At 34.7% G+C, this 13,963-nt stretch carries 16 protein-coding genes and 2 other annotated features; of the genes, 12 read left to right on the plus strand and 4 right to left on the minus strand.

The window, feature by feature from the left end:
• The first annotated feature begins 73 nt into the window (after nucleotides 1-73).
• Nucleotides 74-211 (plus strand) — a sequence feature (ribosomal protein L20 leader region).
• 154 nt (nucleotides 212-365) lie between these two features.
• The 5 genes from infC (at nucleotide 366) to MHI39_RS08540 (ending at nucleotide 2,461) form a co-directional block, all read left to right on the plus strand.
• Nucleotides 366-866: a translation initiation factor IF-3 gene (gene infC, locus MHI39_RS08520; protein ID WP_235813426.1), complete on the plus strand. Its 501-nt coding sequence runs from the start codon at nucleotides 366-368 to the stop codon at nucleotides 864-866.
• A gap of 22 nt (nucleotides 867-888) precedes the next feature.
• A complete protein-coding gene (rpmI, locus tag MHI39_RS08525) occupies nucleotides 889-1,089 on the plus strand; it encodes a 50S ribosomal protein L35 (protein WP_058006626.1) in 201 nt (66 codons plus the stop codon).
• Between the two features lie 28 nt (nucleotides 1,090-1,117).
• Nucleotides 1,118-1,477 carry a 50S ribosomal protein L20 gene (gene rplT, locus MHI39_RS08530; protein WP_058006625.1) on the plus strand — a complete coding sequence of 120 codons (360 nt, stop codon included), beginning with the start codon at nucleotides 1,118-1,120 and terminating at the stop codon, nucleotides 1,475-1,477.
• Between the two features lie 67 nt (nucleotides 1,478-1,544).
• Nucleotides 1,545-1,811, plus strand: a complete 267-nt coding sequence (locus MHI39_RS08535) for a DUF1294 domain-containing protein (RefSeq protein ID WP_058006624.1) — start codon at nucleotides 1,545-1,547, stop codon at nucleotides 1,809-1,811.
• An 80-nt stretch (nucleotides 1,812-1,891) separates the two neighbouring features.
• Nucleotides 1,892-2,461 carry a VTT domain-containing protein gene (locus tag MHI39_RS08540; RefSeq protein ID WP_058006623.1) on the plus strand — a complete coding sequence of 190 codons (570 nt, stop codon included), beginning with the start codon at nucleotides 1,892-1,894 and terminating at the stop codon, nucleotides 2,459-2,461.
• 17 nt (nucleotides 2,462-2,478) lie between these two features.
• Here the strand turns inward: MHI39_RS08540 and MHI39_RS08545 are convergent, their stop codons facing one another.
• The gene (locus MHI39_RS08545) at nucleotides 2,479-2,871 is read right to left on the minus strand and encodes a hypothetical protein (RefSeq protein WP_058006622.1); all 393 of its coding nucleotides are present in this window, start codon (nucleotides 2,869-2,871) and stop codon (nucleotides 2,479-2,481) included.
• Nucleotides 2,872-3,034: 163 nt separating this feature from the next.
• Here MHI39_RS08545 and MHI39_RS08550 point away from each other — a divergent pair, with 163 nt between their 5' ends.
• Nucleotides 3,035-4,120, plus strand: a complete 1,086-nt coding sequence (locus tag MHI39_RS08550) for a M42 family metallopeptidase (protein WP_071976976.1) — start codon at nucleotides 3,035-3,037, stop codon at nucleotides 4,118-4,120.
• An 86-nt stretch (nucleotides 4,121-4,206) separates the two neighbouring features.
• Here MHI39_RS08550 and sspI read toward each other — a convergent pair whose 3' ends face one another.
• On the minus strand, nucleotides 4,207-4,416 hold the full coding sequence (sspI, locus tag MHI39_RS08555; protein ID WP_058006618.1) for a small acid-soluble spore protein SspI: 210 nt from the start codon (nucleotides 4,414-4,416) through the stop codon (nucleotides 4,207-4,209).
• 115 nt (nucleotides 4,417-4,531) lie between these two features.
• Here sspI and MHI39_RS08560 point away from each other — a divergent pair, with 115 nt between their 5' ends.
• The 3 genes from MHI39_RS08560 (at nucleotide 4,532) to pheT (ending at nucleotide 9,133) form a co-directional block, all read left to right on the plus strand.
• Nucleotides 4,532-5,287 carry an RNA methyltransferase gene (locus MHI39_RS08560; RefSeq protein WP_342541083.1) on the plus strand — a complete coding sequence of 252 codons (756 nt, stop codon included), beginning with the start codon at nucleotides 4,532-4,534 and terminating at the stop codon, nucleotides 5,285-5,287.
• Between the two features lie 55 nt (nucleotides 5,288-5,342).
• Nucleotides 5,343-5,571, plus strand: a binding site (T-box leader).
• A 90-nt stretch (nucleotides 5,572-5,661) separates the two neighbouring features.
• The gene (gene pheS, locus MHI39_RS08565; RefSeq protein ID WP_342541084.1) at nucleotides 5,662-6,699 is read left to right on the plus strand and encodes a phenylalanine--tRNA ligase subunit alpha; all 1,038 of its coding nucleotides are present in this window, start codon (nucleotides 5,662-5,664) and stop codon (nucleotides 6,697-6,699) included.
• Between the two features lie 19 nt (nucleotides 6,700-6,718).
• Nucleotides 6,719-9,133, plus strand: coding sequence for a phenylalanine--tRNA ligase subunit beta (gene pheT / locus MHI39_RS08570; protein WP_342541086.1), 2,415 nt, complete (start codon nucleotides 6,719-6,721; stop codon nucleotides 9,131-9,133).
• Nucleotides 9,134-9,290: 157 nt separating this feature from the next.
• Here pheT and MHI39_RS08575 read toward each other — a convergent pair whose 3' ends face one another.
• Complete coding sequence (locus MHI39_RS08575; RefSeq protein WP_342541088.1) at nucleotides 9,291-9,935, minus strand: Bax inhibitor-1/YccA family protein; 645 nt, start codon at nucleotides 9,933-9,935, stop codon at nucleotides 9,291-9,293.
• Nucleotides 9,936-10,267: 332 nt separating this feature from the next.
• Nucleotides 10,268-11,191 (minus strand): ribonuclease HIII, encoded by a 924-nt coding sequence (rnhC, locus tag MHI39_RS08580; protein WP_280616056.1) that lies wholly within the window; start codon nucleotides 11,189-11,191, stop codon nucleotides 10,268-10,270.
• A 129-nt stretch (nucleotides 11,192-11,320) separates the two neighbouring features.
• Here rnhC and zapA point away from each other — a divergent pair, with 129 nt between their 5' ends.
• The 3 genes from zapA (at nucleotide 11,321) to polX (ending at nucleotide 13,952) form a co-directional block, all read left to right on the plus strand.
• Nucleotides 11,321-11,572, plus strand: a complete 252-nt coding sequence (gene zapA, locus MHI39_RS08585) for a cell division protein ZapA (RefSeq protein WP_058006612.1) — start codon at nucleotides 11,321-11,323, stop codon at nucleotides 11,570-11,572.
• A gap of 12 nt (nucleotides 11,573-11,584) precedes the next feature.
• Nucleotides 11,585-12,124 carry a CvpA family protein gene (locus tag MHI39_RS08590; protein ID WP_212943414.1) on the plus strand — a complete coding sequence of 180 codons (540 nt, stop codon included), beginning with the start codon at nucleotides 11,585-11,587 and terminating at the stop codon, nucleotides 12,122-12,124.
• Between the two features lie 106 nt (nucleotides 12,125-12,230).
• The gene (gene polX, locus MHI39_RS08595; RefSeq protein WP_342541101.1) at nucleotides 12,231-13,952 is read left to right on the plus strand and encodes a DNA polymerase/3'-5' exonuclease PolX; all 1,722 of its coding nucleotides are present in this window, start codon (nucleotides 12,231-12,233) and stop codon (nucleotides 13,950-13,952) included.
• Nucleotides 13,953-13,963: the final 11 nt, after the last annotated feature.

The following is a 13,963-nucleotide window of genomic DNA, read 5'->3' on the forward strand; positions in this document are numbered from 1 at the left end:
TAATGATTAAAAGCCATTTGACATCAAATTATGATGTATGATATATTATCTAAGGTAAATTGAATATTTATTTGAGGAAAAGAAGAAGCACCCGCTTCTCGCCTGATTGACGCAAGTTTGCAGTTGGCAGGTTTCGAAATTCATCACATTCTAACTATTCATGCGAATGTAAAGTGCGGGTCCTTTTTACGGCCTGCACTTTTCTTGTTTATGAAACCTATGTTAACGATAAAAATTGTGTTCAAATGAGATCAGGCAGGAATTCTTAACCCAAATCATGTATTCGACTAAAGTTGCTTTATGCGATCAGAAAATCTGATCCCCGCAAAAAACCTTGGAGGTGGCTAATTATTAGCAAAGATATGATGGTTAATGATGGCATTCGTGCCCGAGAAGTTCGTCTTATTGGTCAAAATGGCGAACAGCTAGGTGTTAAATCTCGAAATGAAGCAATAGAGATCGCATCACGAGTGAATCTTGATCTTGTTCTTGTTGCTCCAAATGCAAAACCGCCAGTAGCCAAAATTATGGACTATGGTAAATATCGATTTGAACAACAAAAGAAAGAAAAAGAAGCACGTAAAAACCAAAAAGTCATCAATTTAAAAGAGGTTCGTTTGAGCCCTACGATTGATGAACATGACTTCAATACTAAGCTTCGCAATGCACGTAAGTTTCTTGAAAAGGGCGATAAAGTAAAAGCTTCTATTCGTTTCAAAGGTCGTGCCATTACACATAAAGAAATTGGTCAAAAAGTTCTTGATCGTTTTGCAAATGAATGTGATGACCTTGGAACAATAGAATCTAAGCCAAAAATGGACGGTCGTAGTATGTTCTTAGTATTAGCACCAAAAACTGAAAAGTAATGTCTGAAGGAGGAAATATCCTATGCCAAAAATGAAAACTCACCGCGGCTCAGCAAAGCGTTTCAAAAGAACAGGTTCTGGCAAACTAAAACGTTCTCATGCTTACAGAAGCCATTTATTTGCAAATAAAGTAACGAAACAAAAACGTAAACTTCGTAAAGCAACACTTGTATCAAAAGGTGATTTTAAACGTATTCGTCATATGCTTGACAATCTTAAGTAATGAGCGATTTATATAGGAGGGAAATAATATGCCACGTGTAAAAGGCGGAATTGTTAGCCGCAGACGTCGTAAAAAAGTTCTTAAATTAGCAAAAGGTTATTTTGGTTCAAAACATACATTATATAAAACTGCCAATGAGCAAGTAATGAAATCTTATATGTATGCTTACCGTGACCGTCGTCAGAAAAAACGCGACTTCCGTAAGCTTTGGATTACTCGTATTAATGCAGCTGCACGTATGAACGGTCTTTCTTACAGCCGTTTAATGCATGGATTAAAGCTTGCTGGTATCGAAGTAAACCGTAAAATGCTTGCTGATTTAGCTATTCATGATGAAAAAGCATTTACAGAACTTGCAAACCAAGCAAAATCTCAATTTGCAAAATAATTTTTTTAGAATTTAGTCATCCTTGTTTTGAATGAGGGTGACTTTTCTTATTTATGAGGGATGAAAAATGTTAAAAGGACTATTAATAAGCTACTGCTTTATTGTAAATGTTATTGGATTTATCGTTATGGGTAGGGATAAAAAATTAGCCAAAGCACATAAATGGAGAATTCAAGAAAAAACTCTTTGGGGATTGGCCGTCATTGGTGGAGCCATTGGAATGACAATCGCCATGAATGTATTTCATCATAAAACAAGGCATCTTCTATTTAAAGTGGGTTTTCCATTCCTTGCAATTATTGATCTTGTTATTTTTATAATTCTCTTAAGATAGTCATAACCATTGATTTTATTAAATATGTTTAAATAGAGTACAACATCTTGAGTAAATCAACAGTGGTGGGGTGAAATCAGATGGATGAGAGATTATTAATGCTATTCTCTTTTGTGGAGGGTAGCATCGTATTGGCACCCTTTATGTTTATTCTATTTCATTTACTTCGGCAGTTTTTATTTATCCCTGTAGCAGTGGTTTGCATGGCTGGGGGAATATTATTTGGCAGTATGCTAGGAATTATATACTCTTTAATTGGATTATTACTTTTGTCTGCTATGTTTTATGCTTGCATTAAGAGAATGCCAAAAACATATGAAAAGCTATTGAAAATAAAATTAAAATGTTTTGGTCATCACGCAAAATTAACTACAGGACAAATTGCAGTTTTACGACTAATACCATTCTTTCATTATCATTTATTAAATATTTGTTTACTTGAAAGACAGCCAGACTTTAGAGGCTACTTAAAGGGCTCTGTTCTTTCAAATATCCCACTAGTCGTTTTTTATACCGTATTTGGTCAATTTATCTCACGCTTTACCCCTACAATTATTATCATCATTCTCTTTGCATTATCCATCCTATTTTTTATTTTACGAGAAAAAGTGGTCGTAATTAAATGGAGGGAATTTTTTCCTGAAGCATAAAAAAACTGCTGAGCCTATCAGCAGTTTTTGTTTTTTGTTACAAGTTCTTTAATTGGACTTTTCCAATCAATAGTAGCATTAGGATACCTTAGAGTAATTTCCTTTTCTAAAAAAAGAAAGTCTTGATAGGTTAAACCGTTTAATGCATTTACATTATGAGGCCATACAAAAATTGAAATAACCTCAAAGGATTGGTCTGTTGTTCCTAAATACTTTTCTCCCTCAAATAGGACGCCATTGTAAGTAATGAGAAAGTTTTTTCGAATATTTTCTGAGTCATCAAAAAAGAAATACCGTTTTTCTTCATGTGCTAACTCCAATTTCCGCTTTGGATTAAAAAGATATTTTATCATTTTAACGATAAGGTAAAGGATTAAAAAGAAAATTGCTAGTCTTACGAACCAAAGCATGGTTTTAGCCTCCAATATTGTGATCTTTTCAATGCATACGATTAAGTTTCAAAAAGGATTCATTTTTTTAATATTTTTTTATGAAATTTAATTTTTGTATTTTTTTGATTATATCTATTATAATAATAGCTGTACATATACACTATTATTGGAGGTCAGACAAATGGCAAAGCTTGATGAAACACTAATAATGCTGAAAGACCTAACTGATGCAAAAGGTATTCCGGGCAATGAACATGAACCTAGAGAGGTAATGAAAAAATATATTGAATCCTATGCAGATGAAATTGAGTATGATGGTTTGGGCAGTTTAATTGCTAAAAAAATTGGCGATGAAAATGGTCCAAAAATTATGGTTGCCGGTCATTTAGATGAAGTTGGCTTTATGGTTACACAAATTGATGATAAGGGCTTCTTACGCTTCCAAACGGTAGGTGGCTGGTGGTCACAAGTCATGCTTGCTCAGCGAGTAACAATTGTGACGAAAAAGGGTGATTTAACTGGGGTCATTGGTTCCAAGCCACCACATATTTTATCTCCCGAAGCTCGTAAAAAGCCTTATGAAATAAAAGATATGTTTATTGATATCGGTGCATCAAGCAGAGAAGAGGCAATGGAGTGGGGCGTGCTTCCTGGTGATATGGTTGTACCGTACTTCGAGTTCACTGTGATGAACAATGAAAAAATGCTATTAGCGAAAGCTTGGGATAACCGTATTGGCTGTGCTATTGCAATTGATGTTTTAAAGAATTTAAAAAATGAAAAGCACCCTAACATTGTTTACGGAGTAGGAAATGTTCAGGAGGAAGTCGGACTTCGTGGAGCGAAAACTGCTGCAGCGAAAATTGAACCTGATATCGGCTTTGGTGTTGATGTAGGAATTGCTGGAGATACACCAGGAATTACTGAAAAAGAAGCTTTAAGTAAAATGGGGAAAGGACCACAAATTATTCTTTATGATGCTTCAATGGTCTCCCATAAAGGCTTACGAGATTTAGTTGTAGGGGTTGCTGAAGAATTAGATATTCCATATCAATTTGATTCAATTGCTGGTGGAGGAACAGACGCGGGATCTATCCACTTAACAGCTAATGGTGTACCATCACTTGCAATTACAATTGCTACACGTTATATTCATTCTCATGCAGCTATGTTGCATCGAGATGACTATGAAAATGCTGTGAAGCTCATTACTGAGGTGATCAAACGCTTAGACCGTGAAACAGTAAATAAATTAACATTTGAATAAGATCCTTAAGTGTTTTGACCTTATAGGAAACTGAATTTTTTTATATAAATAAAGGACTGTCATATGACAGTCCTTTATTTTGAAGTTTACCCCTTCAATCCTTCTTCTAATGTTTCTAGCATCATATGCTTTTCTTGGTCATCTGCATGATTCCAAATGACTTCAAATAATACTCCTAAGCCTGGAAGCATTTTTTCCTCGCCTCTTTGAATTGCATCCACAATGGTATCCTTAAGTTGTTCCTGATTGTTACCAGAAACATTATGAATGATTGCATTACGGAGATTTAAATTCATGTAATACACTCCTTTTTTCAAATTAATCATTGTTAGGATGTCACTTAAACCAATGTTATATGTATAAATATTAGGTTATAATGAGATATTGAGAAATGGAAAGGGAGTACAGAAGGTGAAGTTTATTGAGTCAATAAAAAATCAACAAGTAAAGCAATGGAAAAAATTATTAACTAAAAAAGAGCGTGAAAAAACACAGACCTATTTAGTAGAAGGATTTCATCTTGTTGAAGAGGCTTTAAAAGATAAAAAAAATATTATTGAAATTATATTAAGTGAAGATGTTGAGATTCCAGCAACTTGGGATATCCAGCAATTACCATTAACTAAAATTACTTCGGAAATTAGTAAGGCAATATCAGATACTGAAACAACACAAGGTGTATTTGCAATATGTAAGATGAAGCAACCGAGCTTTCAAACATTAAAGGGAAAATCCTTTTTATTAATCGATGCCGTCCAGGATCCAGGAAATTTAGGGACAATCATCCGAACTGCTGACGCAGCAGGAATGGATGCTGTTATTTTAGGTGAAGGGACTGTGGACTTATTCAATCCTAAAGTTCTACGTTCTGCTCAAGGAAGTCATTTTCATATTCCTGTTCTTTTTGGAAGGCTTGAGGATTGGATTCAAAAATTTAATCAAAACCAAATACCAGTGTATGGAACATCATTGGAAAATGGAGTATCTTACAAACAAGTAGAACCTAGTTCTGAATTCGCTTTATTGGTTGGCAATGAAGGAAATGGTGTGTCTATTGATTTACTTAGCCTAACGAAGAATAATTTATATATCCCTATCATTGGGCAAGCAGAATCATTAAACGTAGCCGTAGCTGCTGGCATATTAATGTATTATTTAAAGGTTTAAAATAAAATTTGATATTCATTCCATAAAATACTATAATATAAACAATTGCATAAAATAAAAGACACTGAAAGGGAAAAGTAACTTAATGTCACCATTAAGGGAGAAAATGCCTTTGACTGAGAGCATTTTTATGGAAAAATTAAGTGAAGTTCACCCCTGGAGTCAGCATCGGGACCGTTGCTAATAACGTAAAGATGCCTCGGTGAAAAGCCGTTATGAAATGAAGATGAGCATGAAAAAGATGCTAATTAGGGTGGTACCGCGATGATAACCTCGTCCCTTTGTAGGATGAGGTTTTTTTATGTTTTTTTATGAGCGGGTAAAAAGTCTATGTAGGCTTTTTTGTCAGCTCATCATTAAGAGGAGGTAAAATAATGGAGCAAAAATTAAAAGATTTGCAAACGGAAGCATTAGCGAAAATTGAACAAGCTGAAGACTTGAAAATATTAAATGAAATTCGTGTTGCATATTTAGGTAAAAAAGGACCGATAACAGAGGTTTTAAGAGGAATGGGACAGTTATCTGCTGATGAACGTCCAAAAATGGGAGCTCTTGCAAATGAGGTGAGGGAATCCATTAGTCAAAAGATTGAAGCAAAGCACACATCATTAGAGAAGGAAGCAGTTGAAAAACAATTAGCCGCGGAGACAATTGATATCACCTTGCCTGGACGTCCTGTCAAGAGTGGAAATCATCATCCATTAACAAGGGTAGTCGAGGAAATAGAAGATTTCTTTATTGGCATGGGTTATAAAATTGCCGAAGGACCTGAAGTGGAAAAGGATTACTATAATTTTGAGGCATTAAATTTACCAAAAGGGCATCCTGCTCGAGATATGCAAGATTCTTTTTATATTACGGAAGATCTTCTTCTTCGTACACATACATCACCAGTCCAAGCGAGAACAATGGAAAAGCATGAAGGCAAAGGGCCAGTGAAAATTATTTGCCCAGGTAAAGTCTATCGTCGTGATAATGATGATGCAACCCATTCTCATCAATTTATGCAAATCGAAGGACTTGTGGTTGATGAAAACATAACAATGGGTGATTTAAAGGGAACATTAGAATTATTTGCGAAAAAAATGTTTGGTGAAGAGCGTGAAATTCGCTTACGTCCAAGTTTCTTCCCATTTACTGAACCTTCAGTAGAGGTAGATGTCTCTTGTTTCTCATGTGGGGGAAAAGGCTGTAATGTTTGTAAAAAAACAGGCTGGATTGAAATGCTTGGAGCAGGGATGGTTCATCCTAATGTTCTACAAATGGCAGGATTTGATGCAAATAAATATACCGGTTTTGCTTTCGGGATCGGAGCAGAGAGAATTGCAATGCTAAAATATGGTATAGATGATATTCGTCATATGTACACCAATGATACTCGATTCTTAAAACAATTTTCCACACATGAATAAAAGGTAGGGAGGAAAAAACATGTTTGTTTCATATAAATGGTTAAAGGAATATATTGATTTAAAAGATATTTCCGCTGAAGAATTAGCAGAAAAGATTACTAGAAGTGGTATTGAGGTAGAAGGAGTAGAACATAAAGCTTCTTCAATTAAAGGTGTCGTTGTTGGCTACGTAATGGAATGTGAAAAACATCCAAATGCTGATAAATTGAACAAATGTTTAGTGGATCTAGGTGGGGAAGCGCCTGTACAAATCATTTGTGGAGCGAAGAACGTAGCGAAGGGGCAAAAAGTTGCAGTTGCCACAGTTGGAGCTGTTTTGCCGGGTAATTTTAAAATTAAAAAGTCAAAACTTCGTGGTGAAGAGTCTAATGGTATGATCTGTTCCCTACAAGAACTTGGGATTGAGGGAAAATTAATCCCTAAAGATTTCGCTGAAGGGATTTATGTATTTCCTAGCGATGTAGAAGTTGGGTCTGACGCTATTGCGTTACTGAATCTAGATGATAAGATTCTAGAATTAGGCTTAACTCCGAACCGTTCTGATTGTTTAAGTATGTTAGGTGTGGCATATGAAGTGGCTGCTATCCTTGGCACTGATGTGAAATTACCAAATACAAAGGGAGAATCTTCAGTGGAAAAAGCTTCTGATTATGTATCGATTAAGGTCGAAGCACCAGAAGAAAATCCACTATATGTAGCAAAGATTATTAAAAATGTTAAAATAGGACCGTCTCCATTATGGATGCAAACAAGATTAATGGCGGCAGGTATTCGCCCACATAATAATGTCGTTGATATTACGAATTATATATTACTTGAATATGGTCAACCCCTACATGCATTTGACTATGATAAGCTAGGTTCAAAGGAAATAATCGTACGCCTTGCACATGAAGGTGAAACGATCATTACGCTTGATGATAGTAAGAGAACATTAAAAGCAAATCATTTAGTTATTACGAACGGGAAAGAACCAGTGGCAATGGCTGGTGTGATGGGTGGAGCGAACTCTGAAGTTGGTGATACAACGACAACGGTTTTACTTGAATCAGCTTATTTCAATGGTCAAACTGTTCGTAATGCATCAAAGGATCATGGCTTACGCAGTGAAGCAAGTGCTCGTTTTGAAAAAGGAGTTGATCCTAATCGTATTCATGATGCCGCGGAGCGTGCAGCGAAGTTAATAGCTGAATATGCAAATGGTGAAATTCTTGAAGGTATAGTTGAAGTGAATACAATGAAAGTTGAACCAGCAGTTATTGAAATTTCATTAGAGAAAATAAACCGAGTGCTTGGAACGGAAATTACTGAAACACAAGTTTTAGATATATTTACTAGACTTCAATTTGAAGTGAAAACAGAAGATTCAACTTTTATAGTAACTGTACCAACTAGACGTGGGGATATTACGATTCAAGAGGATCTTATCGAAGAGGTAGCTAGACTTTATGGATATGATCATCTACCAACAACTTTACCTACAGGTTCAACAACACCTGGTGGATTAACAGATGTTCAGAGTAAACGACGTGCGGCAAAAAGATATCTGGAAGGTGCAGGATTATATCAAGCAATTACCTATTCATTAACTAATGAAGAGAAATCAACAATGTATGCATTAGACAAACGTGAGCCGATACGTCTAGCAATGCCAATGAGTGAGGAAAGAAGCCATTTACGTTTAAGCATTCTTCCAGGTTTATTAGATGTTGTTTCATATAATTTAGCTAGAAAAAATGAATCGGTAGCTTTATATGAAGTTGGTTCTGTATTTTTAAAAACAACAGATCAGGAGCAACCAGAGGAATTTGAGCATTTAGCTGGTGCAATTACTGGTATATGGCATTCTCAGCTTTGGCAAGGTGAAAAAAAATCGGTTGATTTCTTTGTCGCTAAAGGAATTCTTGAAGGACTATTTGATAAACTTGGTGTTAGTCATTCAATTGTTTATAGAGCGGCTGCTATCGAAGGAATGCATCCAGGTAGAACAGCAGAAATCTTATGGCATGATGAAGTGATTGGATTTGTTGGGCAAATTCATCCGCAAGTACAAAAAGATATGGATTTAAAAGAAACTTATGTATTTGAATTAAAAACAGCATCTATTTTTGCAAATGAAGTTCAACCACTGCACTATACATCAATTCCGCGTTTCCCTTCAATGACAAGGGATATTGCACTTGTTGTTGATCGCAATGTAGAAGCTGGCACTCTTCAACAAATTATTGTCCGTGCAGGAGGCTCTTTATTAAAAGAGGTATCTATTTTTGATCTTTATGAAGGTGAGCACATGGAGCCAGGAAAGAAATCCATTGCTTTCTCATTAAAATATTTTGATCCAGAACGAACATTAACAGATGAAGAAGTAGTTAAGGCACATGACAAAGTACTCGAGGCAGTGAAGCAGCAGGCAGGTGCGGAGTTAAGGGGTTAAGCTTATCCAAGGAATACATTGGGATAATTTTTTGACTTCATGCTATATAGAGACACCACAATGTGTCATCGAGAAAGTTTGAAGACTAAAAAAGAATCTAATTAAAGTGTAAACACTTAAATTAGATTCTTTTTTTTGCGTGAAAGTTTATGGAGAACTAGTCCCTGCTAAGGAATCCGAAAAATCTTAATAGATTAAGGAATAAATTAATGAAATCTAAGTACAGATTAAGAGCTAATAATGGAACTGCTTCATCAGTGAAGTCCATATTTTTCATACGATTAAAATCGTACATAATGTATAGTGAAAATACGACTGTTCCGATAATTGAAGCTACGAATAGTGCTGCTGATGAAAAAGGAACAAAGATATTGATTAATCCTATCACAACAAGAGCTAGTAGGGCAGTTAATAGAAATCCGCTTAAAAACGATAAATCTTTTTTTGTTTTCGTACCAACGAAACTCATTACTGCAAATATAACTAGTGTTCCAGTGAAAGCGGATATTAGTACTTGTGCTCCTGATGTAGCTGCATAATAAGCAACAATTGGATAGGTTGTAATACCTGAAATAAAAGTAAAGGCAAATAAAAATGCGTAACCAACACTTTTACGCTTACGAACGAAAAATGCAGCTAATAGCATTACGAATTCTACGATCATTAAAGGCATAAATAGTGCTGGAGGAACCATTGTTCCAATTAACATCCCGACAACTGCTACGAGTAGGGATAAAGCAAAAGCCTTAAGCACGGAACCCATTAGGTCACGCTTACTACTTGTCGAATATACCTCTTGCATTATTATCTCACTTCTCCTTTTTTTACTGTATTCTATCATATATTTACATACTATTATATATACGGAAATTTATTCAACAAGGTTTCATTTTTTAGGATTTTTTCTCAATACCATATTGTTAATTAGCTAATGTTTAACTAATAAAAATAGATATACTGAAAAGTATTCTTCCACTACGAAAATAGGCTATTTTAAAAAGATAAGGAGATAAATTTCCATACTATTTATAAAGTTAAATTGCTTTAGCTCCAATTGCTAATATATTTCTACATCCTCCAATGGTAATATCCCTATGTTTCCAAAATTTTGTCCAACGATTCTTCAAGAATATCTTATATTAGCTTTATCGCTTTCTCAGTATTAGCAAAATGGAGTTTTGCTAAATGCTTTAAACTTGATTTCCCATTTTGTTTAATCAATTGAGCTGCTACTTGATCAACTTTGTGTCCAGCTCCTTTTGGTAAAGAAACCCCGACTTTCTTGCTTAATTCATCAAAAGCTTTAACAAAAGCATATCTAGCTAAAATAGAGGCAGCAGCTACAGCTAAATGCACGCTTTCACCTTTTGTACTAAATAATACATTCTCTTGAATGATTTCTTTTTGTCCCTTAAGGTGTCGGTAATAAGTATCTGCTTCAACAAATTGATCAATCAATATGGCTTCAGGTGTTATTGGAGATATTTTCTTCAATAACTTACTAATTGCCTGGTTATGTAATATTGCTTTCATTTTACCTTGGGTCATACCGGATGATTGTAATTCATTATATTTTTCATTATGTAATGTAAGCAAGCTGTATGGAATAATATGAAGTAAATCCTTAGCAATTGTGATAATTTGTGTATCAGTAAGGTTTTTAGAATCCTTTACACCTAGTTCTTTTAATAAAGGTATTTGTTCTTTATCAACATATGCGCTTACGACTGTGATAGGGCCGAAATAATCTCCAGTTCCAACTTCATCTGAACCGATGATTGAAAGTGAACTTAGGTTCCGAGGTAAAGGATTTCCTGATGTTTGATGTTTAATTGGGTCTCCCTGTTTTACTACTGGACTTCCCCAGTTACTTGCTTCTTCAGAATGATTATTGCCTTGAAACATTACTTTACCTGAATGATAGGCGGTGATCGTACACCCATTATGCTTTGCAGTAAAAATAGCACCAGGTGGCTTTTTTTCAAGTAATGAGTGAGAATAATGTTCGTTCATTAATTGAATCGTTTTAGGTGAAACTTTAATTACAGTATTTGACATGAACAATCCTCCAAATCTTATTAGAACAATGTTTTTCTATCGTTATCTTATTCGACATTACTGGACAATTTCTTCCCAACCCTATAAATTCATGCTATTATATACAATAGGATTGTTTTTAGGGGGGCAATGAATTTGACTGAGAAAAATCGAACAACAGTTGGAATATATGGACAGCAATATACCATTATTGGTACAGAGTCAACAAGTCATATACGTGAAGTTGCCTCAATCGTTGATGCTAAAATGCGTGAAATTCGTTCCAATAACCCCTCATTGGATACAAGTAAACTTGCTGTCTTAACTGCTGTCAATACAGTAAATGAATATCTTAAATTAAAGGAGCAATACGAGCTTCTGATTAAAAACTTCAATAATTAAAGGAATGAAAAAATGATTAATTTAGTGATTCTATTAATCTTAGTAATTGGATTTTTTGTTGGTCTAAAGAGAGGATTTATCCTTCAGCTTATCCATATTACAGGATTTATTATTGCTTTTATTATAGCATACATGTATTTTAAAGATTTAGCTCCGCATCTAAAGTTATGGATTCCTTACCCTGCGTTAGATGATAATAATTCAATAGCTATGCTTTTAAAAGGAATGAATTTAGAAACAGCTTATTATCGAGCAATTGCATTTGCCATCATTTTCTTTGCAGTAAAAATCATTTTACATATTATCGGTTCTGCACTAGATTTTGTTGCTCGTTTACCAATAATTAAGCCGTTGAATATATGGGCTGGTGGGATTTTAGGTTTTGTAGAAGTATATTTAATTATCTTTATTTTATTATATATTGCTGCCTTATTACCAATAGATTCAATCCAAACATCTTTGGACCAATCTTTCATTGCTAAAGGTATCATTAAAAATACACCTTTTCTTTCAAAACAAATTGAAGAATGGTGGATTACGAATATATCCTAACTTCTCTTTTATAGAGGAGTTTTTTTCTTACAAGGGAAAAATGCCTTTTTTGATCATTTTTGCTAATATATATACTAGGAAGTTCCTTGATAGGAAGGGGATTGAAATGAAGGTCAATAAAAAGGAAGTTGTTCGGTTATTAGAGCAAATTGCTACTTATATGGAATTAAAAGGCGAGAATGCCTTTAAAATAGCAGCATTTAGAAAGGCAGCAGCAGCGTTAGAAACAGATGTTAGAAGCCTTGAGCAAATTGAAGATTTCACCTCGATTAATGGAATAGGAAAAGGGACGAATGAAGTCATTATTGAGTATATACAAAGTGGACAATCTAGTGTCCTTAAGGAATTACAAAATGAAGTACCTAAAGGGCTGATTCCTTTATTACAGCTCCCCAGCTTAGGTGGAAAAAAGATTTCAAGATTATATCATGAATTAGATATTATAGATGTTCAATCTTTAAAAGCTGCTTGTGAAGAAGGAAAAGTACAAACATTAAAGGGCTTTGGTAAAAAGACTGAAGAAAAAATTTTGGAAGCCATTGAAACTTTCAGTGTAAAGCCTACTCGTTTTCCTCTGGCATATATGTTAAAACATATCCGATTACTTGATGAGGAATTAAGACATATGGATGGAATTATCCAGTTTTCTCATGCTGGAAGCTTAAGAAGGGTACAGGAAACTTTAAAAGATTTGGATTATGTTATTTCAACCCATGAGCCTAAACTGGTAAAAGAACAGCTTTTAAAGCTCAATGAAGCAAAGGAAGCGATTGCTAGTGGAAATACAAAGGTTTCCATTACAATTTCAGATGTACATGATGTGAATGTGGATTTTAGACTCGTTAAGCCAGAGGAATTTGCTACTGCATTACACCATTTCACTGGTTCAAAGCAACATAATGTCCGCATGAGGCAGCTTGCTAAGCAACGCGGAGAAAAAATTAGTGAGTATGGTGTTGAATTGATTGAAACTGGTGAAACGCTTACTTTTGAAAGTGAAAAAGAGTTTTATCATCATTTTGATTTACCATTTATTCCACCTGAAATTCGTGAGGACGGCAAGGAAGTAGATGAGTATACTTTTGAGAAAGAATTGCTTACACTAAAGGATATTCAAGGTGACCTGCATATGCATACGACATGGTCTGATGGTGCTCATACACTGGAAGATATGATTAATGCTTGTAGGGAAAAAGGGTATAAATATATGGCTATAACAGATCATTCCCGTTATTTAACTGTAGCAAATGGCCTTACTCCTGAGAGACTAAGAAAGCAAAATGAAGAAATTAAGCGCTTAAATGATAAATATGATGATATATTGATTTTATCAGGGATTGAAATGGATATTCTTCCGGATGGAACACTCGATTATGAGGATGAATTATTAGCAGAATTAGATATTGTCATTGCATCTATTCATTCTAGCTTTAATCAGCCGAAAGCGAAAATAATGGACCGTTTAAAAACAGCATTAATGAATCCACATGTTGACATCATTGCACATCCGACAGGACGATTAATTGGACGTCGGCAAGGATATGATGTCGATATTGAGTTATTGATTGAATTGGCAAAAGAAACAAATACAGTTCTCGAATTAAATTCAAATCCTAATCGTCTGGACTTAACATCGACATATGTTAGAAAAGCACAAGAAAATGGCGTCAAAATAGTCATCAATACCGATGCTCATCATAAAGGAGATTTGGAATTTATGGGATACGGCGTTGGTACAGCAAGAAAAGGATGGATACAAAAAAAATCTGTATTAAATACTATGGAACCGGATGAATTGATCGATTTTTTAACAAAGAAAAACAACTAAAACATATGGTT

Source organism: Heyndrickxia sp. FSL K6-6286 (assembly GCF_038630395.1).
GTDB classification, from domain to species: domain Bacteria; phylum Bacillota; class Bacilli; order Bacillales; family Bacillaceae_C; genus Heyndrickxia; species Heyndrickxia oleronia.